Genomic DNA, 25990 nt, shown 5'->3' with positions numbered 1-25990 from the left:
CTGGGTTTGGATCGCTACAGGAATTTTGAAGAACTTGACCGGCACGAGAACGGGAGCGCTTTTCGGATCGAAGCGGTCAACCGTCGATCGAGCATTTGCGTGATTGCCCCGCACGGCGGAAAAATTGAGCGAGGAACGTCCGAGCTTGCCCAGGCAGTCGCAGGCACCGAATTGAGCTACTACTTGTTCGAAGGCTTGAAGCCCACGGGCAACCGCGACCTTCATGTGACATCGTCAAACTTCAATGAACCGCAAGCGCTAGGGCTCGTCACAGGCAGTGATATCGTTTTGGCTATGCATGGCTGTGAAGGAGATGACGAAGTTGTCTACCTCGGCGGGAGACATGCGGCACTGGCTGCAAGCATCTCCGCGGCCCTCTCGAAACGCGGCTTCTCCGTGGGAACGCATAAAAATCCCGAACTGCAAGGCGTCGACCGGTCCAATATCTGCAACCGCGGTGCACTAGCAATGGGTGTGCAATTTGAGATTACTTTGGCTCTTCGCATTCGCCTTGCGGACAAAACTCGCCAGTTGGAGTCGCCTACGATAAATGACTTTGTCAACGCGATCAGGGAAGGATCCTCAGATTTGGGGTTGCCGTTCTAAGCACTTGTGCTTCCCAAGCGGCCGATTCAGATGACGTTTGCGGTTTCCGGCATTGCGAACAATTTGTGTGTTGCGTCAAATGACCGCTTAATTAGCAATGAGTGGACCAATATATGGCACAGTTAACTACGACCGACATGGCGTTGATCGACAAGATCTTTGGGATGTACGGCGGCTACGTTCTGGACTTCAGTAACGATCGTTTCGCTGCCTTCTTCAACCGCGATCTCAAAATCGATATTTATCACGAACGATACGCACTGCATGGTCCCTCCAAGGGCAAGCATTTTCGCGCGTTTCTAGAGGTATCTCCGGACGCCGATGTCGTTCGCGCGCTCACTGCCTTGTGGGAATACCGTGAAGCTGGCAGGCTTGACCGTGGAGAAGAGGAGACCATCCCACATGCTCGACAACGCCTCAGCGCTGTTTTGAACAAGATCGGTGGAAAGGCACTTCCGGTCGATGCCGACGCCGAGAGTGCCAAAACGAAGGTGGCCCCTGAGACCAAGGGACCGAGCCAAAGCGATCTTGCATCATTGGAGCAAGAATTCCTGGCGCTAACGGTAATGAACGAAGCGCCGCAGCACCGGGGTTTTGCGTTTGAGCGCTTCCTGAAACGCTGGTTTGACGCTTGGGGTCTTGACGCCCACGCATCATTTCGCACACTCGGCGAACAGATCGATGGTTCGTTCCAACACGAGGGAAACACCTATCTGGTCGAAGCCAAGTGGCATTCACGGCCGACGGACGCGGCCATGCTTCACAGTTTCCAAGGCAAGCTGCTCGAACGTCCGGATTGGACCAGGGGACTTTACGTCTCATATGGCGGCTTCTCTGGCGAAAGCTTCGGTGCATTTACCGCCCGCCGTTTGATCATGATGGATGGTGCTGACATTTATCACGCGCTGAACCGCCGGATTGATCTTGGAGAAGTCGTGCGAAAAAAAGTCCGTCACCATTCTGAGCGACGTCAGCCGTTTGCTCGCGTGACCGATCTTTTCCCTGCCTGAGGATCGTCAATGAAGTTGTTTGCAACCCGGGTCTGGGGAATGGGCTTCGAACGTGTGCCTATCGCAACCTTCGGAATGAAAGGCCATGTCGATCGGCTGCTTCGACTTGCCGGTCGGGGAGATCGCGTGCTTTTCGTCGGGACTCAGACAGAGAGAACCGACGAGGTTAACAGGGGTCGGCTCCTTGGCATGGCCGAGATCGGTTTTGAGCCTTTGCGGACACTTGATCTTGTCGGGCGGGCAGATCTTGATGCGCGTGACTTCGACCCTGCTGGAAATTTCAAATTCCCTCATGCCGTGGCTCTCACTCGCGCTTGGCGGTTCGACCCTGCGCCCAAAGTAGTTGAGACGCTCGCAAGACAGCTGACGATGGTGGCAACGTCGGGAGTGCAGGAAATTGAAGAGCCATCTGACATCGCTGCGATCCTCTCACTCCCGACGGTCGAAATTGTTCTGCCGGCATTGCCCGGCTTGGACGCAATGCGCCGGATGAATGACGCGCTACGCAACTCCACGGGTCCCAAGCCGCGCGATGCGGGCTACGTCGTCGATCAACCGGTTGAAGACACGGCATGGACCTACGGCATGCGCTTCGGGAACCGAAATGTCTGGAAAATTGGCTGGTCTACGGATGTCGATGATCGATGCCGTGACATCAATCTACATATTCCGATCGAGCTCGGGCTGGAGCAATGGAAAGTTATGCTCCGTCAACGCATGGCTAGCCGCGACGCGGCTTATGCCATGGAACAGCGAATTCTTGAACTTCTGGCGGGCAAACGCAAAGGGTACGAGCGTGTTCACTGCCTGCAGAGCGAATTAGATTCAGCCTGGCAACAAGCTTTTATCGATGTCGTACGCGGGCGGACAATCATAGCCCAACGCCATAAGTGATGGGTATATCCGCTAAAATATCCTGGATATTTGCACGTCGAAAGCAGCCGTGACACTGAAATCGTGATAGGCGGGCTTGTCGGTCACCATTGCGTTCGCACGGGCAGACCTTGCGACGGCGAATCCCGCAGGATCAATCCATTCGATAGTGTCGCCGGCGGCGATCGGAATCACGTCATAGCTCTGCCGCCGACCGTCCACGCCCGTAAGCTGGCCTAAAATATTGCGAACGGCAGCCTCTTCGGCTGGAGCGACACGTTCCCGGCTTAGCTGCCACGCCCTGAAGTTTTGCGGATCGATGAGTCCCTCAGCAGCTTTGGCGATCGCATTGGCATCCATCCAGGCTTCGAATTCCGGTCGGAGAGCCTGCGCATCTTCGCGCGTGCCTGCGATGCCTTGACCAAGAATGAATGCGACGAATGGATCCAAAGTGCCCCATCGGAGCAGCTCTCGAAACCAGAAACCAATCCAAGGAAGTCCGGTCGTTGCGCGCCACGTCTCAAGCGTCGGCGACTCGAGTTCACCGGCATTTGCAGACCACACCTGCGCCACCGATGCTCCAACCGCCACGCCCAGGCGAAATTCGAGATTGTCAGCGACAAATCTCTGCCATGTGCGAAGCGCCTCTGGCGCCGGCTCTCCTGCCGCTGGTCTCTTCATCCACCAGCCGAGCACATCTCCCCAACTCGCCAAAATTGCGGCATCGGTCGCCGTGTTCCGGACACGGTATCCAAATCCAGGTTCAGATCTGACGCGCTCTCCCAACCCGAAAAAGAGCTGAAACCGTTGCTCGTCGCTCCAGACGCCATATTCGGCCGCATTGATTATATCTGAGATGATGTTGGGAGAAATCGCTTCAAACCTTCGGCCGATATATGGAGTGAAGCCGAAGTGATAAAGTCGCTTTCTCTGATCGGCGTCAGAATATAGCCGATCAACAAAAGCCCTCCCCCGCTGAATGAATACGCGCTCGAGAAGGTCCTCCTGGACAGCAGCGATATGAGCAAATGTCCGTTGCCAAAGGCGCCGCAGATACACTTCGGCGGCAGCTCCATCGACGCGCCCCTCAGTGATCAATGCCAGCTCTTGCGTCGCTGCAAGGACAAATCCGTCCAGCTCGTCCAGAGAGTCACCTAACTGGTCGAGTGGCAGGCGCGACTCCGTCGCTAAATTGCCTCCGACATGGTCGGGTAGCGTCACTTCGAGCCAATCCAAGACCTGTTGCTCTGTTTGGAGGCCGAGATTCTGAACGCATTTTGTGATAATGGACGTGAGAAGGGTGACCAAAGGACTGTTGACGGCCCCCTCGGCCCTCTCGTCAGCTGCCAACCGTTGGATCAGATTGTTGAAATCTGCCTCAGCTTGGCGCATTTGCTGGAGCTGCGTTTGCCGAGTTGATCCCCTGGCAAAGCTTTGAGACGTCGTCGAAGGCGACTGAGGAAGCACCACAAGAGTCATACCCTCGATTGCTTCGGCCGCACCCGGCCGGCCAGCTCGACCGGCAAGGTTACGAAATTCGGCGGCTGACATTGGCTGAACGTCAGCCTCACCGGCTACCGTATCAAAACTCCGCCTCAGCAAGCTCGTCAAAAAAATGATATCGAACGGAAGATTCACGCCCTCGGTCAAGGTCGCTGTCGCGACCGTGATCGGACATATGCGCCGCTCGATCAACGCGTTCATGAGACGACGCAAGCGCTGCGGCATTTGTCCGTGGCTGGTTGCTATACCTCGATCGAGCAGGCGCAGCTCGAACGATTCCAGACCGCAATAGTCGATGCAAGCAGCTCGAGCTTCAAGGAACAGGCCCCGATCGCCGTCGGCGGCGGGAACGGCAAATCGGTAAACGTTCGCCCAACCGGGAAGATCAAATGCCTCGGCAAATCGCCGCATCACGCGCTCTGGTGATTGCGCGATCGACACAAGAACTCTACGCCCCCCTTCAAGAAGATGGAGAGCGGTCCAGAGGGTGTAGATCTCTGTAAAGTGCGGAAGGCTGTTTCTAATCGGTGCCGCCGGCTGAGGCATGACCGGAATTCGTAGTGGCAGATAGACGGGAGCGTCTCGACCGCGGACATACAAAGGCTGCCCGTTCATGAACTCAATAGTCGCTTGCGGCGCGCGGAAGGGGTCACATTGTAGGGAGCCAATAACTTGCCTGCTACTGCGATAGCCGAGACCCACAGGTTCGGCGAGCGCAGAGTTCTCAATCCAACGCGACACCGGTCCAGCCGCACCACCGGCCACCGCCGTCAACGCAATCCTCGGCATGTCAGGCTTCAACGCAAAGAGACGCGAGATCATAGACTCTAGCCGCATTGGCCTGCTGTTGTGCGCGGCCAATTCTCTCATGGCCTTTGCGTCCGCCTCACCGACGATCTGATGAGCCTCGTCAATGATCATCAGGCGCAGCCGCCGCACGAGCAGGTGACCAATGTACCGGATCAGCGCCTCGGCCTTCTCGACCGTAGCGATCAAAACGGCAGGTCTTTCCGCGGTCAACCAATAGTCGGTAATTCCCCAGTCAGCCCCGCCATAAAGGCCGGTAACGATAATGTCTCCACCGAGCTCTGCGGTCAGCTTCGTCTCAACCTCGCTGGCGAGGGCTCTTGAAGGTACGATGTAAAGGGCCAAAGGCGCATGTTCCTGCCCTTCGACAAGCAGAAGCTCCTTAACCAGGGCGAGATTGGCCACGAGAGTTTTGCCAGAACCGGTTGGTGTGCAAAGTGCAAAACTGTCTCGTTCTATGAGACGTTCGAGCCCCTGGACCTGCGACGGCCATAATATACCGCGTCCGCGCGCAAACTGCTCCCTGGCAAATCTCCACATACGCTGTTGTTGCGCCGGGAGTCGTTCAGAAAGACGGGCCACCTTTACATGGATGCTGTCGGTGGCAAATCTAATTGCTGTCGCCTCCATCAACGTCAGCAGTATCCAGAGTTCATCGCTCGAGAAGCGTGACACCGTCCCAATCAATCCCCTCAATTTGCTTGCCGCGAGCTCGACCCGATTGCCATTCCCCCGACGGATGGCGTTAGCGAACAGTCCGATCGCGCGGATCGTTTCGGCGACAATGTATTCGCCCATTCGGCTGTGTGAGCGTCGCGCGGCCCTACCAGCTTCCTGGCGGTCGTCTAATGCCTCGTCGGCGGGCGCGTCGGTTTCATAATCGGCGACCACCTCTTCCAGCAGCTGCTCAGATCCATTGCGGCCGGTAAGGTGCGTGTGGGCTTCCCAGAACTTGGTGACCGCCGCGATAACACCCTCGAAATCCGCGGCGAGAAATGCCGCAAATACCGCAGCCGCGTCGCCTCCAAAGTCTCCCTTCCGGAGAATGCTTGTCGCCATCGCCGGCAACCCGGCCATCTGGTAGGCCGCGGCCGAAAGCAACGCCACCGGCACGTCGCGAGTAACCGGATCAGCCGATCGCGCGAGCCACTCTAACAGCTCGCCAGCGCGTCTATAGCAACCGCTCGCGTCTGTTGAAGCTCGCCCATCGATTTCAGCAAAGATGCCGGCGGCATGTAGGAGGCGTCGAGCATCCCCAAATTGGTCGTGCGATTCCTGCTCGCCCCAGGCAATGGTTGGTACTTGCCATGAATTCTGCAGACTTCGGACGAACAACCGTGCTTGTGCTGCAGTCAGCTCATTCTCCGCCGCACGATTTAGGCGAACGGTAGCGGCAAGTGCGCGGCGTTGATCGTCCAATCTGGCCACTATCGAGGACTCCACAGTCTGTCATAGAGTTGTTCGATCAACGCCACACCATCCGAAATGACCAAGTCCACGATCTGAATAGGCCGACCGGCGGTGTACTCAGGAGGAGCAGCGTCGGTCGGGAGGTAGGCCTGCCCAGCAGCTCGCCTCGCCGCTCTATTGCCGGCGATAAACACATAGTCTGTGCGCGCAAGCGGCGCGGCTCCCAGAAGAAGGGCGCGGTCGAGCGACACGATTGCTTCAGCGTACTCGTCCCGCGCCTTCTCCTGAAGAAGCCGATTTATCTGCTCAAGCCCCTGCGGCGCAGGAAGGCCAGTGTTCATCTCGTTCCAGATGCCATCCCCTGTCCGAACGCCATCCGCAGCAGGTCCATCCCACTCACCCAACATCAACTCGTTCATGACAGCAGGGGTGAGCGACGCTCGCCATTTCGCCTCGCCCGCAATGAAACGAACAACCTCTTTCGTAGCTGGATCAATCCCGAGGCCAATAAAGTCATTTCCGTGCCTCCCAGAAACCTCGCGAACGCGAGCCGGGTCGCGGGCGAGATCAAAGATATAGGCTTCGACTTCCGCATGGTACCGAAAGAGAAAAATCGGAATCGACCAGTGGTGTCGACCGATGAATTGGTATGCTTGCACGAGCATTCCCGCCATGACCTCGCCGAAAAGACCTTTCTTGGCGGTCGGAGGGAGGCAATTCGGATAACGAGCATTACCACCCGGACCATCTGCATCGGGGTGAAGGTCGATACGAGCAGTCTGGTGAAACACGTCTCTCGCGTCGAGATGCGCCGACTCGAAGTATGGCCGAAGGGCCTCTACAAGAGCATCGTCCGGTGGTGTTCGCTGCTCAAAAAGTATATGACCGTAGTTGCCGTTTTCCCTGGTCGCTCCCACCAACCATTGACCCAATGCCTCCATCGGAGGACCGCAATTATGCATCATTTCTGAAACGCACCTCCGGTTGGACACCCCTCGTCCAACGCGTCGACATAATCGACATTGCAACTTATTGTATTCGTGCTCCGAAATAGTCAAACTAAACTTTGAAAGTGTTGGGAAGAGCAGAGATATGTGCTCGGGTGGAAAATCCGAGCCGGCGCTGTATAGCGATGAGATTGGAGGGAATGATGGGGGAGGCGAACAAGCGAAAGCAAGCCTACGGTGCCGCAAGGCAGCGTATCCTGGATCGCTTTGAGGGCCAGCACCGCGTCGTCGCTGAAGCAGCCATCAATCTCTTCGATCGGTTCATCCTGCCTAAGCGCTTCACTGGGGCGTGCTATCAGGTCACAATGACGCTCGAGAAGCACCTCGCAGAGGCTCACGCAATCACGAGCAAAACCGTCGTCGGCTATGTCAACGACGGAACGGACCATATCATGATCTCCCACGCATGGTTGGAATTTGAAACTATGAAAGTTGATCTTGGCCTGCATGTTGTCGAGCGCCCCGACGTCGTTCACCCCGGTGCGGTCCTCATCCTCGATCAACAATTGCTACCTGGCACGGTGAACTACAGCTATCATCTGGCCCGTCCCGCTGCATCCTTGGCGGTTGTCGAGAAGATGCTGAGGGACCCCTCGACCGCGCATGTCGGCCGCCGCAAGGAAATAGAACATGAAGCGATGCTCCAACGGAGCCGCGATCCGGCGCTAAGAGATGCCTATCTGGCCGGCGCGCCACCTGGATCAAGCTTCGCTTCGATGACATCTGTTCTTTACGATGCGGTACCTTGGAGCAGGTGAACTTGCAAAGGACAACTCGTCCTAAGTATCTGATATCATGGTTAACAGAGTCTCTAAAGGAACCTATATCGAAGTTAAGGTTCGTTACTGCCGACAGTCAACTCCTCGCATTTCTATTATCGATAACTCTCCCTTATCGATAGTAGATCGACAGGAGTCGCAAATCCATCTAAATTGGGCCAAATCACGCTCGACAAAGGCATTTTCCATGGAAGATCGCGTTCGTTTCGCCCTCGAAAAGCTGCTCAACATCGCCCATCAGGATACCGGCCAGGGACGCCGCGTCGCCAATTTTCTGCTCGCCTGGTGGAATGCCGAGGTGCATGGCGGCTTCGACCTCACCGATCTGGCCAATGTCGATCGCGAGGTCTCCGAGGACATGGCGACCGTCTTCACTTGGCTGGCGCGCGAGGAAGATGTCGAATACCCATACGACTATCGCAGCGAGATCGAGCAGATTATTGCACGTTGGCGGCCGAAGGCTGAAACGGCCTGATGGCTGCCGCCAGAAAAGCCGCGAGCCTCACCGGTGTCGAGCGCCGGGCCGTCGAACTCGACACCATCGCCTCTGTCCTTCCGATCGAACGCCGTGACGAACTCGCCGAGTTGCTGACCGATCAGGACATCGAAACGCTCCGGCATCTCGTCAACGAGGGCATGGGCGCCAACACGCTGCGCGCCATCACCTCCGACCTCGCCTATATCGAAGCCTGGGCTCTGGCCGCGACAGAACAGTCGCTAATCTGGCCGGCGCCCGAGGCATTACTGCTGAAATTCGTCGCGCAGCATTTGTGGGATCCGCAAAAGCGCGCCAGCGATCCCGACCATGGCATGCCGGCCGATGTCGAGAAGAATTTGCGCAGCGAGGGGTTTCTGAAATCGACAGGGCCGCACGCCCCGTCGACAGTACGCCGGCGCCTGGCGAACTGGTCGACGCTGACAAAATGGCGCGGACTCGATGGCGCCTTCGCCTCCCCTCCCCTCAAGTCGGCGATCCGGCTGGCCGTGCGTGCCGTTCCGCGGAAGCGAAGCCGGAAGAGCGCCAAGGCGGTCACGGGCGACGTTTTGGCAAAACTGCTGGCGACCTGCGCCACCGATAACCTGCGGGATCTGCGCGACCGCGCCATCCTGATGGTCGCGTTTGCCTCTGGCGGCCGCCGGCGCAGCGAGATCGCAGGCCTACGGGTCGAGCAGCTGACGGCGGAAACACCGATCGAGGTGCCGGACGGCCCTCCCCTCCCCTCTCTCGCGATTCATCTCGGCCGGACAAAAACGACCACCGGCGAGCAGGACGATGTCGTCTATCTGACCGGTCGGCCGGTCGAGGCACTGAATGCATGGATCGCTGCAGCCAAGATCGCGAGCGGGAGCGTGTTTCGAAGAATCGGGCGCTGGGGCACCGTCTCGAGTCGCGAACTCGATCCGCAGTCGATCAATCTGATCGTCAAGCAGCGGGCTGAAATGGCCGGGTTGGAGCCTGGGGAGTTTTCGGCGCACGGGCTTCGGTCAGGCTATCTAACTGAAGCGGCAAACCGTGGTATTCCCCTCCCCGAGGCAATGGAGCAGTCGCGCCATCGATCTGTGCAACAGGCCTCTAGCTATTACAACAACGCTACGCGACGAAGTGGCAAGGCGGCGCGGATCCTATAGACATCGCGTCTTATATGTTGATTAGGTCGCGCCTTGCAGAGCCGGGTGGGCGAGCAGTTCGGCGGCCGTAAAAACTGCGAGTTTTCCGTGAAGGGCACGCCGCTCGTAAAGCTCTTGGGCAAGGGAATTTATCAAATCGGCGCGCGCTTCGACCATCTCTGCCGCTTCCTGCCAGAGCCTTCTTTCATCATCCTTCATTTTGGCTTCGCCAAAGTCCTTGTCGCTGGAATAGCGGATGTTCCTCAAGATGTTGCAAAGCTGCTGAACCATCATGTGGTCTCCTTTTCCGGTGTCTGCAGCCAGGCTGAGCGCCTTGTTATTGTTCACTTTCCCATCTTCGAGCGATTCAGCAAGGACGCCAGCGTATAGGACCTTCACACGGTCCTCGCAGAACTTCTCCATATCCACAATCGACCCAATTGGTCGAAATGTGTCGATTTCCGCCGTACCACCGGTATTGCCGTTGATTTCGGCGGAAACGGCGCCCGGTTTGAACCCCACCACTCGGCTCACGACATAGTGGCCAAACTCGTGTTTGGCTCGGTCAAGCATCGCCATTGTTTTCCTCAAATTGATCATTTGATGAGCTGGCGGACGGACGGCTCTCGATCAGAAAGGCGCCGAAACACAACAATATTGTCATCCTAAGATGCGTTCCACAAAACTTACCTTCGTATTGAGGTCGTCGGCAATGATCTTCGCAATATCCCTGAATATGCCGTCGTCGGGGTAGTTCTCGCCATGGAAAAAGGTGAGACATGACGCTTGCGTCCGCACTTTGTTCCCAAGGTCGACTATCTTGCTGACCTGAGCTTTTACGGAATCGTCTGGTTCTTTGCTAGACACGAGAAGGAGACGACCGGCGTGTAGGCCATACGCAAGGCCAGTAAGCTCCCTGCCCAAAGATTTATCGGGCCCGCGGCTCCGAAACTTCGCCTCAAGAGCAAACACCGGGCGCGGCAATTTTTGCGATTTCGCTGTCCATTCTCGGAGCATGTCTATGTCGCGCTCGGCTGCTATCGATATGTCGAGTTCGTGGCCGAGAGATGCGCCGACATGATGATCCGGCCATTCTACTGAACTGTGCATTTCAAAGGTTTTGCCGCTCTCGGCCGCTAGCGTAAAATATGATGGCTCCGTTGGAGCACGCTTAGGCTTAAGCCGGCCAGGGGCTCCTCGAAGCAGAAATCGCTCCGGCTTATCTTTCTGTTGAGGCCGCACGCCGACCTTAACGTTTCTATCTTTCAATTCGTTTCTGACGGCAAAGAGGATGAGTGCCTCGAAAAGTTTGCCCTGACCGTCATATTGCTCCAGGAGCACCGTGGATCCTCTGGCCTTCTTTCGGATCGCCGCTGACAGACCATTCAGGGCGGTACGAAGGCTATCGTTCAGCTTTTTCTTCTCATTATCTGACCGTTGAGACTGTTCAGCGGCGATTGCCTGGGGGCTCATGCCTCTCTCCATCGGTTCTGTTGCTAGAAGGTGTCAAAGACGGAGTCGTGGTCGGCCCGTAGCTGGGAGAAGGTGACGGCGGCCCTCCTCCCCCCTTGCCTGGAGTCGGATCTCGCGGTCCCGGCGGGCGCCGAAGGTCCGCAACCACCTTTTGCAAAACTAGGACGAAGACCTCGTAATCGTGGCTTCCTAGAGGAACCTCGCGACCAACGGCATCAGCCACCATCAAGAACTCCTCTTCGTTGGTCCTCTTCTCCTCGCTGGTCCGCATGTTCACGATTTTCCTCCACATCTCATGGGGGCGGATGATGTTGTGCTGAATGATATCAGCGAAAATCGCTTCCTGCTCAGCGGCAGGGTATGCCTCACCGCCGTTCCCGCTCGCGATACTCCGTGTAATTTCACCTGCCGTATTGACGAAACCTGCCCTCAGCAACGTCATAATAAGCGAGCCAACAAAGGGGTCCGGGTCGAAACGCATGAACAGTTCTCGAGTAATGAAGCTGGCGTAGCTCCGCTATAGATCTTGTTTCTCCACGAATTCTTAATCGCCGCAGGGCAAATTTGGACTCACCAAGTCGCTCGCGGAGCGTCGTCTCTGTCGAGTGACCTCCCGCATCTATTGAATAGGCCACCGGGCTTTATCGAGTTGTCAGCCGGAAACTTTGGCCCTTTCTGGCAAAAACTCCTTTTTATTCAATCGTTTATCTTGGCCAAGCTCGAAAAATCAGCACCGCTAGGCGGAAACCTTGGCCGGGAGGGCATTGGCGCGCAAGGCGGCAAACAACATCGGTGCAAGAGAAAACTCGCCGCGCCGCGCCTTCCCCGTCAGATCTCGAAGATATCCCCCTGCCGAGTTGATGTGCCCGCCCCGTTCGTAGATGCAAGCTATCGCTATCGCCGCACCCGCCTGGCCCATCACTTCGCAGGCCTCCTCATACGCTGACGGGCTGACGCCGAGCATGGAGCGAACAGTCACGGCGGCCGACATCATATCGCGCCAGCTACTGATTGATCCTCTTGGACCGAAGGGCAATATTTCGGGGCACGCACGCAGCACCATCGGCAACGCAAATGTCTCCGGTTCTCCCATCCGCTTTGTCCGGCTGTTTCTCTCGGACTTTTCGCCCTGCTTCCTTTCGAAGCTAGGTTCAAGTTCATAGCTGGATTCGGTATTTGAATTCTGTATGTGGCATCCGTATGCGATGGCATTGCCATCGTCTTTCGTGGTTTCTTCCTGAGTTTTCAACATCCTAGAGACTTCTTCGTGCAACAGGGTCATCTCGTCGAGGCTGGCAGTCAAATCCTGTATAGTTGGTCGTCGCGCGAACTTTCCGACAATCTCGACGAAACATGCTTCCGCAGCTCCCCAATCGCCGGCTAGGCTCTCTTCCATACCAACGGTGATTAGCTTGCGGACGTCTCGCCGGACGATCGTGAGGCGGTCCTTCATGATGCGGAAGCGACGCTGTTCAGCCGCTACCTCTTGGGCGAGTGCAGCAAACTCGCCGGCGCGCGCGAGAAGAGGCGCGAGACTGAAGCCATAGGCATCCTCGATGTTGCCTTCACCGCTTTTCCGAGCGTAGCGTTTCCCGTTGGGACTGTCTTTGCGAATAATCACCCCAGCCTCCACAAGCAAACCGAGGCACTTGCGCAGCGTTGTGCCAGCAATGCCATTTGTGCGCGCTGATAGCTGTGCGTTCGATGGGAAGACGACCAAGTTTCCCTGATCGCTGAGTTCGGGCCCTGGGGAAAATGTCAGGAGCGCATTCAAGACAGCGAGCGCTCGATCTTGGAGGCCAAGTCGCGAGCGTGCGTCGCTGACGTCGCGAAACACTCGCCACTTATCAATCGATCCTTCTGCTGCAGCTTGCTCAGTCTTGACCTGACGCTTCACCAAGGCAAGCGTCATCGGCCGTCGCCCAAAAGGCGTCGTGATGTAACCTGTTTCCATGTCCTTCACCTTTCGCAAGGCAAAGAAAAGGCTACGCCGGTGTGGCGTTGACTCTTGACTGTGATTCCGGGAAGTGCGATTCTCTAAGCGACCAAACTGAGAGAGGCCTTCTGGAACACTGTTTCGGAGGGCTTTTTCTTTGCGCTATCGGCACCTTTCTTCGTTACAAATCATCTACTGCTTCGACTTTTTGAACGAAGCGTAGATCTCGGGAAGAGCCGACATCAGGTACTCGCCGAATTCCGGCGCCGCCGTCTTGTCGATCATCAATGTCAGTGTTCGTTTGTCCTGGCGGAAACTCGCAGCTTTGACCCCATCTTCGGCTTGCCAGACATTCGGTCGAGCTTTTTCCCTCTTGGATTTTTTTGGTGCAACCGCGTCGAATACGCAGACAAATCGCTCATCAGACCCCAGGGAGCTGAGCTCGCCACTCGAGAGGAGAGCTCGCGCCTTCTCGACAGCGTCGTCTGAAGCCAGCCGCGACGACAGCTCGTACCAGCGATCACGACCGGTCTTTGGTGCAGCACCGATCAAGCGAATGATGTCGTCTGGCAACTGAGTCGCAGCCTGGATCAACCGCGAAAGGTTACTCTTGTCCACAGCAAGCGCTGCCATAATGACGGGACGCTGATAGCCACTTGCTTCGAGCTGAGCCGCATAGAGCGCACGCTCGATAAACGACAAATCTTGACGCGCGCTGTTTTCCTGACCTTGAGCCAAAACCAGTTCGTCATCAGACAGATTTCTGATTGCGGCTTTGACCTTGACGCCGGCGGCCTTAACCGCTCTCAATCGTCTCCGGCCGTAAGCAATCTGATACCGTCCCTCGACGGTCGGATGTGGGCGAACAAGAATTGGAACCTGCTGCCCATTCTCGCGAATGTTGCGCGCGAACTCCTCGAACTGGGCTCCATCCTCATCGAGGCGATCAGTAACAGACGGCGCATCTATCAGTTCGGGGTCGAGTTCGCTCAGTCCCTGCGACTTCAAAGCTTCAATCGAGCGCGAAACTGCACCGATCGCACCTCGAGGCGCATATTGTGGGGTAGGGGCGTCTGCAGCTCTAGTCTCACCGAACTCCGTAGTTGATGAAGTAGGTGCCTTTAAATCTGAAAGGAGATGTTTTCTAGCCATCTTGCTTTCCCCTGAAGTGCCCGTGATCGATTGAATACCGCGACACAGGCGCGAGGTTTGAAAAGTTTCCGGCTGGCAACTTCTCGGTCAACCTCTTGTTTCCGCGTGTTTTTGCGACCGTCATTTGCGACCCCACGAGGATTGAATGAGCTGCTCGATCTCGCTGTTCACGTTGTCGAGCGATTCCATGGCCCGGTCGTATGTTGCTCGCGTGAACTGGTCGCGGCTCACCTCGTAAAGTGTCTGCTTGGTGATACCGGCGTCAGAAATGGCCGTGCTCTTGAGCATTGGGTGGTTCAGGACATGGTCGCCGAACATTGTGCGCATAAACGACACCATCTGATTCTGCGGTCCGTCTCCTGGCTCGTAGCGCGTTACGAGATAGCGCATCCAATCGTAGTTCATGCTGCCACCGGCGTCTGCGACGACACTGAGAAGCTCAGACGTCATCAACAGAAACTGGCACATCGACATGACATCAAGCATCTGAGGATGAACAGTAACGAGAACCGCAGTCGCAGCGCATAGTGCCGAAATAGTCAGAAAGCCCAGCTGGGGAGGGCAGTCGACAACGACAACGTCATAGTCGTCCGCGACGGATGCAATCGCGTCGTCCATACGCGTGAAAAATATGTTCTTGCGATCGTTAGAGCCGAGCACTTTGGCGGTATCGTGCTCGAACTCCATAAGCTCCAGGTTGCCCGGCACAAGATCAAGGTTCGCAAAGTAGGTCTTCTTGATGATGTCCTTCAGGGGACGTCGCTCGTCATCGTAACGAACGGCGCCGTAGAGCGTCTCGTTGTCGCCAACGTCAAATTCTGGCTGGAATCCGTGCAAGGCAGACATACTGGCTTGCGGATCAAGATCGATAGCAAGTACCCTGTATCCATTCAGCGCGAGATACTGAGCAAGATGGGCAGCCGTGGTAGTCTTGCCGCTGCCGCCCTTGAAGTTCACTGCGGTGATCACCTGCAGATGCTCGCCACCACTGCGGCGTGGTGAGTACCGGCGGTCTCCTTTACCATTCTCGTCGAGATACTCGCGGAGCGCCTGAATAGTCTCTACCGAATATGATCGGCGATTATTATTCCCGATTTCAGGCTGCGGCCCCTTACCCTCGATCGAAAGATGGCGAAGATAACCATCGTTCACGCCGATGAGCTTCGCAGCCTCGATCGATGAAAATGACCGAAGGGTCTTTCGAGCCTCAGGCGGATAAAGTTTCACACGATGCTCGTGAAGCGCGCCCGAGAGATCTCGCGCGTGGGCCGCAATCAGTTTATGAATAGCTTTCTGAAGCTGAGCGGGATTCTCCACGACGTCCTCTCGTACACACGGTAAATTTCGTAAATACATCTTTTTGCCGTGGATAAGACAACCTATTCCAACGCGTTTTGCAAGATTTTTAAAGTTAACAAAGTCTTAACGCAAAACGGCCATTTCGGATGCACACGCCACTAACGCTTAGATTCCAGCAATTTATCGATCACACGGTTCGATCTCCCTGTTAATTTTTCCTGTGACTCATAATCCGCATCGATAGCGGAACTCGCCGGCAAAGCACCGAATCGAAGTGAACCTGACGGAATCGGGCGCGACTCGCGAGGTGCAATATTGCACGTGGACTTTGCGTGGCGACCGAGGTCTGTCTCCTCCCGTACTCAAACGAGGAGACGAGCCCACCAATGCTTCAGTCGCACTCTCGCCTTGTCCGCAAACTCCAGGACGCCCTCGGCGAACACCTTTGCCTTGCCCTTGAAGATCCGACGGTCGTCGAGATTATGCTCAACCCAGATGGCAAGCTTTTCATCGAGCGCCTCGGCCATGGCGTCGCGCCAGCCGGCGAAATGCAGGCGACCGCGGCCGAGACTGTCATCGGCTCGGTTGCGCACGCTCTGCAGTCCGAGGCCGATGGCGAACGACCAATCATCTCTGGTGAGCTACCGATTGGCGGCCATCGCTTCGAAGGTCTTTTGCCTCCCGTCGTCAATTCGCCGACCTTCACGATCCGCCGGCGCGCATCGCGGCTCATTCCGCTCGACGATTATGTGACCGCGAAGATCATGACGGAAGCGCAGGCGTCGATCATCCGCAGCGCCATTGCTGAACGATTGAACATCGTCATCGCCGGCGGGACGGGCTCAGGCAAAACGACGCTCGCAAACGCTGTGATCGCCGAGATCGTTTCGGCCGCACCGGAAGACAGAATGGTGATCCTCGAGGACACGTCCGAAATCCAGTGCGCGGCGGAAAATGCCGTGTCCCTCCACACCAGTGATGCGGCCGACATGGCGCGTCTCCTCAAGAGCACGATGCGCCTGCGTCCCGACCGGATCATTGTTGGCGAGGTGCGTGACGGCGCCGCACTGACCCTCTTGAAGGCCTGGAACACAGGACATCCGGGGGGCGTCACGACCATCCATTCGAACTCGGCCATGTCGGCGCTTCGCCGCCTCGAGCAACTGACATCGGAGGCGAGCCAGCAGCCAATGCAGGCCGTGATTGGCGAAGCGGTCGACCTCGTAATCTCGATCGAACGCGCCGGTCGAGGCCGCCGGGTGAGGGAGGTCCTTCATGTCGAGGGCTTCAACGGCTCGCGCTACCAGACCGAACACTATCCGCAGATCGACGAGGACAGTCATGCAGCATAATCGCTCTCTCCGTTTGGGAATTATCGGCGCATTGTTTTGCGTCTCACTTGCCGGACCAGCTCTTGCAGGTTCAGGCGGCGGAAGCCTGCCGTGGGAGGGCCCACTCGAGCAGATCCAGCAATCCATCACCGGACCGGTCGCTGGCTATATCGCGCTCGCTGCGGTCGCGATTGCCGGCGGTATGCTGATCTTCGGCGGCGAACTCAACGATTTCGCGCGGCGATTGGTTTATGTGGTGCTGGTCGCAGGGATCCTGCTTGGCGCGACGACGATCGTCGGCCTCTTCGGCTCCACCGGGGCTTCTATCGGCGGCTCGTTTGTTGCCAGCCAAACCGCGGTCCCAAATACAAAACGGGTCGGGGGAGGGGAGGGGCGTCATGGCTGAAGCGGGCGCCAGACTCCATCGCAACCGAATCCACCGCGCTTTGTCGCGGCCGAATCTCTTGATGGGGGCGGATCGAGAGCTCGTGCTGCTGACCGGGCTCGCGGCCATCATCCTGATCTTCGTTGTGCTGACCGTCTATTCGGCGCTTTTCGGCGTCGCGATCTGGATCGTGGTCGTCGGCGCGCTCCGCATGATGGCGAAATCCGATCCCATGATGCGCAAAGTCTATGCCCGCCATATGCGCTATCGGGCGCATTACCTTCCGACCTCCGCGCCCTGGCGCCGATACTGAGGACCTCGCGATGGTCGCGTTATGTACATTTCGATCGACAGGTCCATCATTCGCGGATCTCGTCCCGTATGCCGGCCTTGTCGACAATGGAATTCTTTTGCTGAAGGACGGCAGTCTGATGGCCGGGTGGTATTTTGCCGGTCCGGATTCTGAAAGCGCGACTGACTTCGAGCGCAACGAGCTCTCCCGTCAGATCAACGCGATCCTCTCGCGCCTCGGTACGGGCTGGATGATCCAGGTCGAGGCCGTGCGGGTACTGACAACTGAGTACCCGTCTGCTGAGCGCAGCTATTTCCCCGATACTGTCACGTCGCTGATCGATGACGAGCGTCGGCGGCATTTTGGGCAGGAACGCGGGCATTTCGAAAGCCGGCACGCGCTCATTCTAACGTATCGGCCGCCAGAGCGACGCCGATCCGGCCTGACCCGATACATCTACTCGGATACCGAAAGTCGCTCAGCAAAATATGCCGATACCGCTCTCGATGCGTTTCGGCGCTCAATCCGTGAGATTGAGCAATATCTCAGCAATGTTCTCTCGGTGCAGCGCATGCAGACCCGAGAAGTCCCCGAACGGGATGGTGCTCGCGTTGCGCGCTACGACGAGCTCTTCCAGTTCATTCGGTTTGCCATCACTGGCGAGAACCATCCCGTCCGTTTGCCAGAAATTCCCATGTACCTGGACTGGTTGGCGACGGCAGAGCTCGAACACGGACTGACGCCGCGCGTCGAAGGCCGCTTTCTCGGCGTGATCGCGATTGACGGGTTGCCGGCCGAGAGTTGGCCGGGCATTTTGAACAGCCTAAACCTCATGCCGCTGACATATCGTTGGTCGTCGCGCTTCATCTTCCTTGATGCGGAGGAAGCCAAGCAGCGGCTGGAGAGGACTCGCAAGAAGTGGCAGCAGAAGGTGCGGCCGTTCTTCGACCAACTGTTCCAGACGCAATCCCGATCGATTGATCAGGATGCGATGGCTATGGTCGCCGAGACAGAGGATGCGATTGCTGAAGCTTCCTCTCAGTTGGTGGCTTACGGCTACTTCACCCCTGTCATCATTCTCTTCGACGAGAGCCGCTCGGCACTGCAGGAGAAGGCGGAGGCGGTTCGTCGCCTCATCCAGGCGGAAGGCTTCGGAGCTCGCATCGAGACGCTGAATGCGACCGATGCTTTTCTAGGCAGCCTGCCAGGCAATTGGTACTGCAATATCCGCGAACCGCTGATCAATACGCGCAATCTGGCAGATCTCGTTCCGCTGAACTCTGTCTGGTCAGGACAGCCGTCCGCGCCGTGCCCGTTCTATCCGCCCGATGCGCCACCGCTCATGCAGGTGGCATCCGGGTCGACGCCCTTCCGACTGAACCTGCATGTCGACGATGTTGGTCACACCTTGATCTTCGGGCCAACCGGGTCCGGCAAATCGACCCTTCTCGCGCTGATCGCCGCGCAATTCTGCCGATACGAGAAGGCGCAAATTTTTGCCTTCGACAAGGGCAACTCGATGCTGCCGCTGACGCTCGGCGTTGGCGGAGACCACTACGAGATCGGTGGCGAAAGCGGGGAGGGGGCCAGTCTTTCCTTCTGCCCATTGTCAGAGCTTTCGACCGACGCTGATCGAGCCTGGGCTTCCGAGTGGATCGAGACCCTCGTTTCGCTTCAAGGTGTGACGGTCGCGCCAGACCATCGAAACGCGATTTCGCGACAGATTGGATTGATGGCCTCGGCGCCTGGCCGCTCGCTGTCGGATTTCGTCAGTGGCGTCCAGATGCGCGAGATCAAGGATGCTCTCCATCATTACACGGTCGATGGTCCGATGGGTCAGCTCCTCGATGCAGAAGAAGATGGCCTGACGCTCGGGCGCTTCCAATGCTTCGAGATCGAGCAGCTGATGAACATGGGTGAGCGCAATCTGGTGCCTGTCCTGACCTATCTCTTTCGACGGATCGAGAGGCGGCTCGATGGCTCGCCAAGTCTCATCGTTCTGGATGAGGCATGGCTAATGCTCGGCCATCCCGTGTTTCGCGACAAGATCCGGGAGTGGCTCAAGGTGCTGCGCAAAGCGAACTGCGCCGTCATCCTCGCCACGCAGTCCATCTCCGACGCTGAGCGCTCTGGCATTATCGACGTGCTGAAGGAATCCTGCCCGACCAAGATCTGCCTTCCGAATGGCGCCGCCCGGGAAACCGGCACCCGCGAATTCTACGAGCGGATCGGCTTCAACGAACGCCAGATCGAGATTGTCGCAAATGCCATTTCCAAACGCGAGTACTACGTGACCTCGCCCGACGGCCGCAGGCTTTTCGATATGGCGCTTGGCCCAGTCACGCTTTCCTTTGTCGGCGCCTCCGGGAAGGCCGATCTAGCCCGCATCCGCACGCTCTCTTCGACCCATGGCCAGGAATGGCCGGGTCAGTGGCTCATCGAAAGGGGGATCAACCGCTATGAGTGAACCAGTCCAGTATTTGAAGTTCGGCAGATCGTTGGTGGCCGGGTTGGTTGCCGCCGGGCTGGCCGCGACGCCCAATGTTTCCTACGCGGGAGGGGCGGTTACCGGTGCGACCGAAATGACGCAGATGCTCAACAATGGTGAGCTCATCCATCTTGTCGGCCAGTCGACAGAGCAGATCAATAACCAGATCAAGCAAATCACGCAGCTTGCCGAGCAGATCCAGAACCAGCTCAACATCTACCAGAACATGCTGCAGAATACGGCCCAGCTTCCGAACCACATTTGGGGCCAGGTCGAAGGCGATCTGAACCAGCTGCGTGATGTCGTCAATCAGGGTCAGGGCATCGCCTTCTCCATGGGCAATGCCGACGATCTTCTGAAGCAACGGTTTAAAAGCTATTCCGATCTCAAGACCAACCTGCCGAACGCCGAGAGCTTTTCGTCTACCTATCAGACGTGGTCGAATACGAACCGCGACACGATTTCCAGCACGCTTAAGGCTGCGAGCCTCACCGCCGATCAGTTCGACAGTGAGGAGGATACGATGGGTCAGCTGCGATCTATGTCGCAATCGGCGGACGGCCAGATGAAGGCACTGCAGGTCGGCCACCAGATCGCCGCTCAGCAGGTCGCGCAGATGCAGAAGCTCCGCGGCGTTGTCTCCCAGCAGACGACGATGATGGGGACCTGGCTGCAGAGCGAACAGACGGACAAGGACCTTGCACAGGCGCGTCGGGAAAAGTTCTTCAATGCAGACGTCCAATCCGTTCCCTCCGGACAGAAAATGGAGCCCCGCTGGTGACCCGCCCCGCATTAATCGCCTCTGTTTGCATCGTGATGGCAGGAATTGCTGCGATCACCACCGTCGTTCTAATGCGTCGAGAGAGCGCCTCTACGCCGCAGATGAGTGAAGAACAGCGAGAAACACGCGAAAAGTTCTTTGGCTCAGGCAAGCCCCTCCCGCCGATCGAAAAGGGCCAGGAGATGCGCCCGAAATGGTGAAGCGCGGTCGCACAAGCACCATCCTGGTTGCCGGTATCGCCTTCCTCGCTTTGGCGGTGCCGGCTCTCGCCCAGCAAGGCCAAGTTCTGACGGAGTTGGAAAATCAGGTCTCGACAGCTGCGAAGGGGTGGGAAACCACGGTCATGGATGCCGCGAAATCGCTGTTCTGGATCCTTGCGGGCATCGAGGTTGGCATTGCCGCCGTGTGGCTCGCGATCCAGGCAGCATCTCTGGACAGTTGGTTTGCCGAGCTCGTTCGGCGCATCATGTTCATCGGCTTCTTTGCCTTTACACTCACGCAAGGTCCGACCTTCGCAAAGGCCGTCGTCGACAGCCTATTCCAAATCGGCGCCGGTGGCGGCTCTGCGTCTCCTGCCGAAGTCTTCGACGCCGGCATTCGCGTTGCGTCTCAGATATCCGAACAGGCCAAGTTTGGCGTGTTCGAGGACAATGCCCTGGCGATCGCCGCGGTGCTTGCCATGGGCATCGTCGTCATCTGCTTCTCGCTCGTTGCGGCAATCTTCGTCTCGGTCATGGTCGAGATGTATGTCGGCCTACTGGCCGGCATGATCATGCTCGGGCTAGGCGGCTCATCCTTCACCAAGGACTTTGCGGTCCGCTATCTCGTCTACGCTTTTGGAGTGGGGATGAAGCTGATGGCCTTGGTCATGATCGCCAAGATCGGATCCAACGTCTTGCTTGGCCTCGCCCAGGCGCCTACTGCCGAAAGCGACCAATTCATCACCACGCTCGCAATCGCCGGCATCTCCGTCGTCGTCTTCATCATCGCGATGTATGTCCCGAACATCATCCAGGGCGTCGTACAGGGAGCTTCGGTCTCCGGCGGAATGGAGACAATCCGCCACGGTGGACAGACGGCCTCGTTCGCAGCGGGTGGCGCGCTTCTCGGCGCCGGTGCGGTCGGCGCTGGTTTTGCCGCCGCGCAGGCAGCCCGGGCCGGCGGATCCTCGGCCGCTGGCTCGGTGCTCAAAGGCATGGGCGCGAGTTTCAGCTCTGGCGCCATGGCTGCCGGATCCGCTGCCAAGGAGAAGGCGATTGGGTCGCCCGGTGCCTATGCCGGCTCGCTTCTCGGCTTGGCCAACGCGAAGCTCGATCAGGCAAGGGGCAACCCTTCAGCTCCGCCACCTCCTCCGGAAAGACCGGACAAATCATAATCCACGGACAGGATCACACACATGGCAGGGCACCCCGCACCTGAGAACCCGTATCTTGCCGCAAGGCAGGAATGGTCAGAACGTTACGGCTCCTACGTCAAGGCGGCCTCCGCCTGGCGGGCCGTGGGCATCTTGAGCCTGGGAATGGCCGTTATCGGCTTTGGCTACGCGCTTTATCTCAGCACCCAGGTCAAGCTCGTTCCCTACATCGTCGAGGTCGACAAACTCGGCAACACGGTTTCCGGCGGCTTCCCGCAGCAGATCGAATATGCGGATACGCGGGTCGTACGTGCGACCCTTGGGAATTTTGTGACCAGCTTCCGATCGATCACGCCGGATGCGGTGGTCCAGAAGCAATATATCGATCGCACCTATGCACTGCTTAGAACGAGCGATGCGTCGACGCAAAAGGTCAATGCCTGGTTTCGCGGCAACTCGCCGTTCGAAAAAGCGGTCAACGCGACAGTGGCGATTGAGGTGAACAACATCGTCGCGCTCTCGAACCAGACCTACCAGATCGACTGGACCGAATACGAGCGTGATCGGAAAGGCAAGGAGGTCGCAACCCGACGCTTCCGAGGGATCGCGACGGTGTCGATCACGTCACCACAAGACGAAGCAACAATCCGGCTCAATCCGATCGGCGTCTATGTGACCGATTTCGATTGGACCGCGCAACTTTGAGGGCAGGATCTGAAATGAGGATCAAACACAAACGCGTCGCGCTTCTTTGCATGCTGGCGTTTGCCGTATCGACCGCGGTCTCTTCCACTGCGATCGCGCAAAGCCTGTCGAGCAACGAGGCAAAGGGGACGAACCTCTCCGGCAAATGGCGGGGGCAGGCCGGGCTGGTGACACGTGGACCAGACGGCAAGGTGATTTTTCTCTTCGGTGAGACGCAGCCGTCTGTCGTGTGCTCACCCTTGCAAGTCTGCGATATTGAGCTGCAGGGCGGCGAAATCGTCCGCGACGTACTGGTCGGCGACACTGTGCGCTGGAAGGTCGAGCCCGCCACATCGGGTGCCGCCGGCGGCCAAGCCATCCACTTGATCGTCAAACCTGCAGAGCCGGGGCTTATCACGTCCATGGTGGTGACCACCTCGCGCCGAACCTATCACATCCAGCTGAAGTCTCATCCCACGCAATACATGGCCCGTGTCGGGTTCGAGTATCCCGAGGATACAGCCACAAAGCTCTCCGACATCAATGCCCGCATCCAGGCCATGACTGGGCCGGAGGGCGGTGTCGCTCCCGAACAGCTAGCCTTCTCCTATGGCCTGAGCGGAAGCGCTCCATGGCGCCCCAAGCGGGTCTACTCCGATGGGCAGAAGACCTACATTCAGTTTCCTCGCGCAATCTCTGGCCAGGACGCGCCGGTCCTTTTCGTCGTCTCAGGCGGCCAGAACCGCATAGTCAATTACCGGATGAAGAACGACATGATGATCGTCGACTACAACATCGACAAGGCGATCCTGATATCCGGGGTCGGCTGGAAACAGCAGAAGATCACGATCCGGCGGGGAGGGTGAAACATGCAGCTCCATCGCCTCATTCCGATTGTCCTCGCCCTCGGCCTGGCCGGATGCCAGACGGCAACCGACGGGCTCACCACCAGCGTCGCGCCCGGTGACGTCACAGGGCCAGCCGCAGGCGCTATTGCCGGCGACATGGCAGGTCGGTTCGCCGAGCAAGCCGGATCGACGTCCACGCCGATTAAACTGCAAAAGGATGCGTCTGAATTCTCCGTTGCACTCGAAGCTGCATTGAAGGGTTGGGGATTTGCGGTCCTCGCCGATGACAAGAGCGCGAGCGCGAAGGATGCGCCCAAACCCGTCACGTTGGCCTATTCGCTCGCCGCCGTCGATGGACAGGTGCTGGCGCGGCTTTCGACTGACACGATGGACCTCGGCCGAGCCTACTCGGTCAGCAATGGCGTGGCGACGCCAGCAAGCCCCCTTTCCCTCATGAAGCGAAACTAACAGGCGGAGACGATCATGGCCCAATCGCTGCAACTGGGAATATCAAATCAGTCTGCTGACGAGAAGGGGATGAAGCGCCTCAATCGCGTGCCGCTCTTCGTCGGCATTGCGATCCTGGTTCTATTCCTCGCCGTTCTCGTTTACGGCCTCTCCTCACGTGGATTGAGGTTTGGTCAGCACGACCCGAACGATAGCGGATCTGGCACTCCGGCCTCAACCTTCGCCGACCAGTTGAAGCGGGGTGTCAAAGACGGGATTATTGGAGATCGAGAGGAACAGCAGCCGGTGTTTCAGCCAACTCCCGTCCCTCAGCAGCAGGAAGCCGCACGTCCGATTGAGGCGGAACCAAAAATCGAACCACGGGAGCCGCGCAGGTCTCGCATGGAATCGGACGAAGAGTGGAACGCAAGGATGCTTCGCGAACAGCGAGAACAGATCTTCCGCGAGCAGCAACGTCAGCGCATGGCAAGCCTGCAGGCGAGGGGGGCGGCTCTCGACTCGCCGCTGAAGGTCGACATATCAGATGTCTCGGCACAAGCGCCGGGCGCCGCGTCGGCTGCGGCGCGTCAATTGAACACCGTGCCAGGCGGCGCGCAGGATCTTTATGCCGCTGCATTGAAAGCCGGCGCTGCAGGTCAGTTCGATCAGAACGCGCAGGCGTCCAAAGAAGATTTCTTCAATGCAGACATCAAGGATTTCGGCTACCTGCCCAATCAGGTCGTGCCTCCGCAGTCACGCTTCGAACTTAAGCGTGGATCCGTAATCCCCGCGACCCTGATCACAGGCATCAATTCCGACCTGCCAGGCCGCATCACGGCTCAGATCAGCCAGAACGTCTACGACAGCGCAACCGGCCACTACACGCTCGTTCCGCAAGGCACGAAGCTTCTTGGCCGTTACGACAGCAAGGTGTCATTCGGCCAGAACCGGGTCCTCGTCGTCTGGACCGACATCATCTTCCCGAATGGTTCAACCCTTCAGATCGGAGGCATGGCTGGGACCGACGCGGAAGGCTACAGCGGTTTCAACGACAAGGTCGATAACCACTACCTCAGGACGTTCGGTTCGGCCGCGCTTGTCGCGCTCATAGGGACAGGAATCGACATGTCGATGCCTGAGAGTTCAACACTTGCAACGCAGGACACGGCCTCGGACGCGGCACGTCGAAATTTTGCCGAAACGTTTGGACGTGTCGCCGAGCAGACAATCTCGAAAAACCTCAACGTCCAGCCAACCATCAAAATCAGGCCAGGTTACAGGTTCAATGTGCTGGTTGATCAGGACATCATTTTCCCGGGCAACTACAGGGGTTAATGTCCGCCCCCGAGCGTGCCAAGGGCGATCTCGACCGTGTGGTGGAACAGCTCTACGCTATCGCGCCTGAGATTGATCGCCTTTCCACCGACTGCGCGAATGCCTTACAGTCAAACATTGATGCTGGCGGCGATTACATATCACAGCGGACGATGAAGGCATTCTCGGAAATTAGAGAGGCGATTGCGCACCTGTACGCTGCCGGGCGCGACGTCATGGAGGAGCGAGACCGCTTTTTTGGCAGGGCGATTACAAGGACTTAGTCCCGTTGAGCAACAACCGGCAGACCCGTGTGCGCCGCGCCATTGCCTACAGCTAAGAAATTTTTGGCTTCGTCAGTCAAAACCAATGCCGGTGTCCCGTTAAAAGCGACCTCTCTAACAAGGTCCTTTTGCTCCAGCGCTTCGATCGTCTTAGTCGCGACGCGACGGTCCCCGATAAGCCAAGCGCGGCCTACGCGTCTTTGGCGTCTGAACTTCGCTATCGCAGTCAGAGCCTCCAACGAGGTTTTCGTGATGGATGTGGCGTCAGCTTTCATCATGCCGATCCGTTTTCCTGCAATGATCACGTAGGTGCCGGACT

At 57.7% G+C, this 25990-nt stretch carries 27 protein-coding genes; 18 read left to right on the top strand and 9 right to left on the bottom strand.

Annotation, left to right across the window (positions count from 1 at the left end; translation table 11 throughout):
- Positions 1-6 precede the first annotated feature (6 nt).
- From J5286_RS29060 to J5286_RS29050, 3 genes are all read left to right on the top strand, one after another.
- Positions 7-606, top strand: coding sequence for a poly-gamma-glutamate hydrolase family protein (locus J5286_RS29060; protein WP_209193457.1), 600 nt, complete (start codon positions 7-9; stop codon positions 604-606).
- Positions 607-719: 113 nt separating this feature from the next.
- Complete coding sequence (locus tag J5286_RS29055; protein ID WP_209193456.1) at positions 720-1616, top strand: restriction endonuclease; 897 nt, start codon at positions 720-722, stop codon at positions 1614-1616.
- 9 nt (positions 1617-1625) lie between these two features.
- Positions 1626-2510, top strand: coding sequence for a hypothetical protein (locus J5286_RS29050; protein WP_209193455.1), 885 nt, complete (start codon positions 1626-1628; stop codon positions 2508-2510).
- A 12-nt stretch (positions 2511-2522) separates the two neighbouring features.
- Here the strand turns inward: J5286_RS29050 and J5286_RS29045 are convergent, their stop codons facing one another.
- Together J5286_RS29045 and J5286_RS29040 are read right to left on the bottom strand one after the other, a co-directional pair.
- Positions 2523-6227 (bottom strand): DEAD/DEAH box helicase, encoded by a 3705-nt coding sequence (locus tag J5286_RS29045; protein WP_209193454.1) that lies wholly within the window; start codon positions 6225-6227, stop codon positions 2523-2525.
- Positions 6227-7150 (bottom strand): aminotransferase, encoded by a 924-nt coding sequence (locus J5286_RS29040; RefSeq protein WP_247749731.1) that lies wholly within the window; start codon positions 7148-7150, stop codon positions 6227-6229. Before J5286_RS29040 ends, J5286_RS29045 begins: the two co-directional genes overlap by 1 nt.
- A 209-nt stretch (positions 7151-7359) precedes the next feature.
- Between J5286_RS29040 and J5286_RS29035 the strand changes: the two genes are divergently transcribed.
- The 3 genes from J5286_RS29035 (at position 7360) to J5286_RS29025 (ending at position 9624) form a co-directional block, all read left to right on the top strand.
- Complete coding sequence (locus J5286_RS29035) at positions 7360-7974, top strand: hypothetical protein (RefSeq protein WP_209193452.1); 615 nt, start codon at positions 7360-7362, stop codon at positions 7972-7974.
- A gap of 208 nt (positions 7975-8182) precedes the next feature.
- Positions 8183-8470, top strand: a complete 288-nt coding sequence (locus J5286_RS29030) for a DUF7673 family protein (protein ID WP_209193451.1) — start codon at positions 8183-8185, stop codon at positions 8468-8470.
- On the top strand, positions 8470-9624 hold the full coding sequence (locus J5286_RS29025) for a site-specific integrase (RefSeq protein ID WP_209193450.1): 1155 nt from the start codon (positions 8470-8472) through the stop codon (positions 9622-9624). The genes J5286_RS29030 and J5286_RS29025 overlap by 1 nt, the downstream gene beginning before the upstream one ends.
- A 21-nt stretch (positions 9625-9645) precedes the next feature.
- On the opposite strand, the gene J5286_RS29020 is transcribed toward J5286_RS29025, so the two are convergent.
- The 6 genes from J5286_RS29020 to repA all read right to left on the bottom strand — a co-directional run bounded on the left by J5286_RS29020 (position 9646) and on the right by repA (position 15481).
- Entirely contained in the window at positions 9646-10182 is a 537-nt protein-coding gene (locus J5286_RS29020; protein WP_209193449.1) for a hypothetical protein, read from the bottom strand.
- An 81-nt stretch (positions 10183-10263) separates the two neighbouring features.
- Positions 10264-11076 carry a hypothetical protein gene (locus J5286_RS29015; protein WP_209193448.1) on the bottom strand — a complete coding sequence of 271 codons (813 nt, stop codon included), beginning with the start codon at positions 11074-11076 and terminating at the stop codon, positions 10264-10266.
- Positions 11051-11557, bottom strand: a complete 507-nt coding sequence (locus J5286_RS29010) for a hypothetical protein (RefSeq protein WP_209193447.1) — start codon at positions 11555-11557, stop codon at positions 11051-11053. Before J5286_RS29010 ends, J5286_RS29015 begins: the two co-directional genes overlap by 26 nt.
- Before the next feature lie 255 nt (positions 11558-11812).
- On the bottom strand, positions 11813-13030 hold the full coding sequence (gene repC / locus J5286_RS29005) for a plasmid replication protein RepC (protein ID WP_209193446.1): 1218 nt from the start codon (positions 13028-13030) through the stop codon (positions 11813-11815).
- A gap of 174 nt (positions 13031-13204) precedes the next feature.
- Complete coding sequence (gene repB / locus J5286_RS29000) at positions 13205-14164, bottom strand: plasmid partitioning protein RepB (protein WP_209193445.1); 960 nt, start codon at positions 14162-14164, stop codon at positions 13205-13207.
- A 120-nt stretch (positions 14165-14284) separates the two neighbouring features.
- Positions 14285-15481 carry a plasmid partitioning protein RepA gene (repA, locus tag J5286_RS28995; protein WP_209193444.1) on the bottom strand — a complete coding sequence of 399 codons (1197 nt, stop codon included), beginning with the start codon at positions 15479-15481 and terminating at the stop codon, positions 14285-14287.
- A 368-nt stretch (positions 15482-15849) separates the two neighbouring features.
- Here repA and trbB point away from each other — a divergent pair, with 368 nt between their 5' ends.
- The 12 genes from trbB to J5286_RS28935 are packed head-to-tail and all read left to right on the top strand — an operon-like array spanning position 15850 to position 25671.
- Entirely contained in the window at positions 15850-16815 is a 966-nt protein-coding gene (trbB, locus tag J5286_RS28990; protein WP_209193443.1) for a P-type conjugative transfer ATPase TrbB, read from the top strand.
- Positions 16805-17200, top strand: a complete 396-nt coding sequence (locus J5286_RS28985; RefSeq protein ID WP_209193442.1) for a TrbC/VirB2 family protein — start codon at positions 16805-16807, stop codon at positions 17198-17200. The genes trbB and J5286_RS28985 overlap by 11 nt, the downstream gene beginning before the upstream one ends.
- Positions 17193-17492 (top strand): conjugal transfer protein TrbD, encoded by a 300-nt coding sequence (locus J5286_RS28980; protein WP_209193441.1) that lies wholly within the window; start codon positions 17193-17195, stop codon positions 17490-17492. Before J5286_RS28985 ends, J5286_RS28980 begins: the two co-directional genes overlap by 8 nt.
- Positions 17493-17502: 10 nt before the next feature.
- Positions 17503-19938 carry a conjugal transfer protein TrbE gene (locus J5286_RS28975; RefSeq protein ID WP_209193440.1) on the top strand — a complete coding sequence of 812 codons (2436 nt, stop codon included), beginning with the start codon at positions 17503-17505 and terminating at the stop codon, positions 19936-19938.
- Entirely contained in the window at positions 19931-20740 is an 810-nt protein-coding gene (gene trbJ / locus J5286_RS28970) for a P-type conjugative transfer protein TrbJ (protein ID WP_209193439.1), read from the top strand. The genes J5286_RS28975 and trbJ overlap by 8 nt, the downstream gene beginning before the upstream one ends.
- On the top strand, positions 20737-20940 hold the full coding sequence (trbK, locus tag J5286_RS28965) for an entry exclusion protein TrbK (protein WP_209193438.1): 204 nt from the start codon (positions 20737-20739) through the stop codon (positions 20938-20940). The genes trbJ and trbK overlap by 4 nt, the downstream gene beginning before the upstream one ends.
- Positions 20934-22115 carry a P-type conjugative transfer protein TrbL gene (trbL, locus tag J5286_RS28960; protein WP_209193437.1) on the top strand — a complete coding sequence of 394 codons (1182 nt, stop codon included), beginning with the start codon at positions 20934-20936 and terminating at the stop codon, positions 22113-22115. The genes trbK and trbL overlap by 7 nt, the downstream gene beginning before the upstream one ends.
- A 21-nt stretch (positions 22116-22136) precedes the next feature.
- Positions 22137-22799: a conjugal transfer protein TrbF gene (locus J5286_RS28955; RefSeq protein ID WP_112949656.1), complete on the top strand. Its 663-nt coding sequence runs from the start codon at positions 22137-22139 to the stop codon at positions 22797-22799.
- Between the two features lie 14 nt (positions 22800-22813).
- On the top strand, positions 22814-23644 hold the full coding sequence (gene trbG / locus J5286_RS28950) for a P-type conjugative transfer protein TrbG (RefSeq protein WP_209193436.1): 831 nt from the start codon (positions 22814-22816) through the stop codon (positions 23642-23644).
- A gap of 3 nt (positions 23645-23647) precedes the next feature.
- Positions 23648-24094, top strand: a complete 447-nt coding sequence (gene trbH / locus J5286_RS28945; RefSeq protein WP_209193435.1) for a conjugal transfer protein TrbH — start codon at positions 23648-23650, stop codon at positions 24092-24094.
- Between the two features lie 15 nt (positions 24095-24109).
- Positions 24110-25408 carry an IncP-type conjugal transfer protein TrbI gene (trbI, locus tag J5286_RS28940; RefSeq protein ID WP_209193434.1) on the top strand — a complete coding sequence of 433 codons (1299 nt, stop codon included), beginning with the start codon at positions 24110-24112 and terminating at the stop codon, positions 25406-25408.
- Positions 25408-25671, top strand: coding sequence for a hypothetical protein (locus J5286_RS28935; RefSeq protein WP_209193433.1), 264 nt, complete (start codon positions 25408-25410; stop codon positions 25669-25671). The genes trbI and J5286_RS28935 overlap by 1 nt, the downstream gene beginning before the upstream one ends.
- Here J5286_RS28935 and J5286_RS28930 read toward each other — a convergent pair.
- A complete protein-coding gene (locus J5286_RS28930) occupies positions 25668-25949 on the bottom strand; it encodes a hypothetical protein (protein ID WP_209193432.1) in 282 nt (93 codons plus the stop codon). The genes J5286_RS28935 and J5286_RS28930 overlap by 4 nt on opposite strands.
- Positions 25950-25990 lie beyond the last annotated feature (41 nt).

The sequence above is a fragment of the Rhizobium sp. 16-488-2b genome, from assembly GCF_017741815.1.
In the GTDB taxonomy this organism is placed as follows: domain Bacteria; phylum Pseudomonadota; class Alphaproteobacteria; order Rhizobiales; family Rhizobiaceae; genus Rhizobium.
This window is presented reverse-complemented; position numbering and strand designations above follow the sequence as displayed.

Bases quoted from the DNA above. Each gene is read 5' to 3' on its own strand.
- trbI (WP_209193434.1), top strand. From the start codon at position 24,110: ATGGCCCAATCGCTGCAACTGGGAATATCAAATCAGTCTGCTGACGAG.
- trbL (WP_209193437.1), top strand. From the start codon at position 20,934: ATGGTGAAGCGCGGTCGCACAAGCACCATCCTGGTTGCCGGTATCGCC.
- J5286_RS28975 (WP_209193440.1), top strand. From the start codon at position 17,503: ATGGTCGCGTTATGTACATTTCGATCGACAGGTCCATCATTCGCGGAT.
- J5286_RS28930 (WP_209193432.1), bottom strand. From the start codon at position 25,949: ATGATGAAAGCTGACGCCACATCCATCACGAAAACCTCGTTGGAGGCT.
- J5286_RS28980 (WP_209193441.1), top strand. From the start codon at position 17,193: ATGGCTGAAGCGGGCGCCAGACTCCATCGCAACCGAATCCACCGCGCT.
- J5286_RS28955 (WP_112949656.1), top strand. From the start codon at position 22,137: ATGGCAGGGCACCCCGCACCTGAGAACCCGTATCTTGCCGCAAGGCAG.
- J5286_RS29040 (WP_247749731.1), bottom strand. From the start codon at position 7,150: ATGGAGGCATTGGGTCAATGGTTGGTGGGAGCGACCAGGGAAAACGGC.
- J5286_RS29030 (WP_209193451.1), top strand. From the start codon at position 8,183: ATGGAAGATCGCGTTCGTTTCGCCCTCGAAAAGCTGCTCAACATCGCC.
- repB (WP_209193445.1), bottom strand. From the start codon at position 14,164: ATGGCTAGAAAACATCTCCTTTCAGATTTAAAGGCACCTACTTCATCA.
- J5286_RS29050 (WP_209193455.1), top strand. From the start codon at position 1,626: ATGAAGTTGTTTGCAACCCGGGTCTGGGGAATGGGCTTCGAACGTGTG.
- J5286_RS29015 (WP_209193448.1), bottom strand. From the start codon at position 11,076: ATGAGCCCCCAGGCAATCGCCGCTGAACAGTCTCAACGGTCAGATAAT.
- trbG (WP_209193436.1), top strand. From the start codon at position 22,814: ATGAGGATCAAACACAAACGCGTCGCGCTTCTTTGCATGCTGGCGTTT.
- repC (WP_209193446.1), bottom strand. From the start codon at position 13,030: ATGGAAACAGGTTACATCACGACGCCTTTTGGGCGACGGCCGATGACG.
- J5286_RS29025 (WP_209193450.1), top strand. From the start codon at position 8,470: ATGGCTGCCGCCAGAAAAGCCGCGAGCCTCACCGGTGTCGAGCGCCGG.
- trbH (WP_209193435.1), top strand. From the start codon at position 23,648: ATGCAGCTCCATCGCCTCATTCCGATTGTCCTCGCCCTCGGCCTGGCC.
- J5286_RS29010 (WP_209193447.1), bottom strand. From the start codon at position 11,557: ATGCGTTTCGACCCGGACCCCTTTGTTGGCTCGCTTATTATGACGTTG.
- J5286_RS29055 (WP_209193456.1), top strand. From the start codon at position 720: ATGGCACAGTTAACTACGACCGACATGGCGTTGATCGACAAGATCTTT.
- J5286_RS28935 (WP_209193433.1), top strand. From the start codon at position 25,408: ATGTCCGCCCCCGAGCGTGCCAAGGGCGATCTCGACCGTGTGGTGGAA.
- J5286_RS29035 (WP_209193452.1), top strand. From the start codon at position 7,360: ATGGGGGAGGCGAACAAGCGAAAGCAAGCCTACGGTGCCGCAAGGCAG.
- trbB (WP_209193443.1), top strand. From the start codon at position 15,850: ATGCTTCAGTCGCACTCTCGCCTTGTCCGCAAACTCCAGGACGCCCTC.
- J5286_RS29020 (WP_209193449.1), bottom strand. From the start codon at position 10,182: ATGGCGATGCTTGACCGAGCCAAACACGAGTTTGGCCACTATGTCGTG.
- trbJ (WP_209193439.1), top strand. From the start codon at position 19,931: ATGAGTGAACCAGTCCAGTATTTGAAGTTCGGCAGATCGTTGGTGGCC.
- J5286_RS28985 (WP_209193442.1), top strand. From the start codon at position 16,805: ATGCAGCATAATCGCTCTCTCCGTTTGGGAATTATCGGCGCATTGTTT.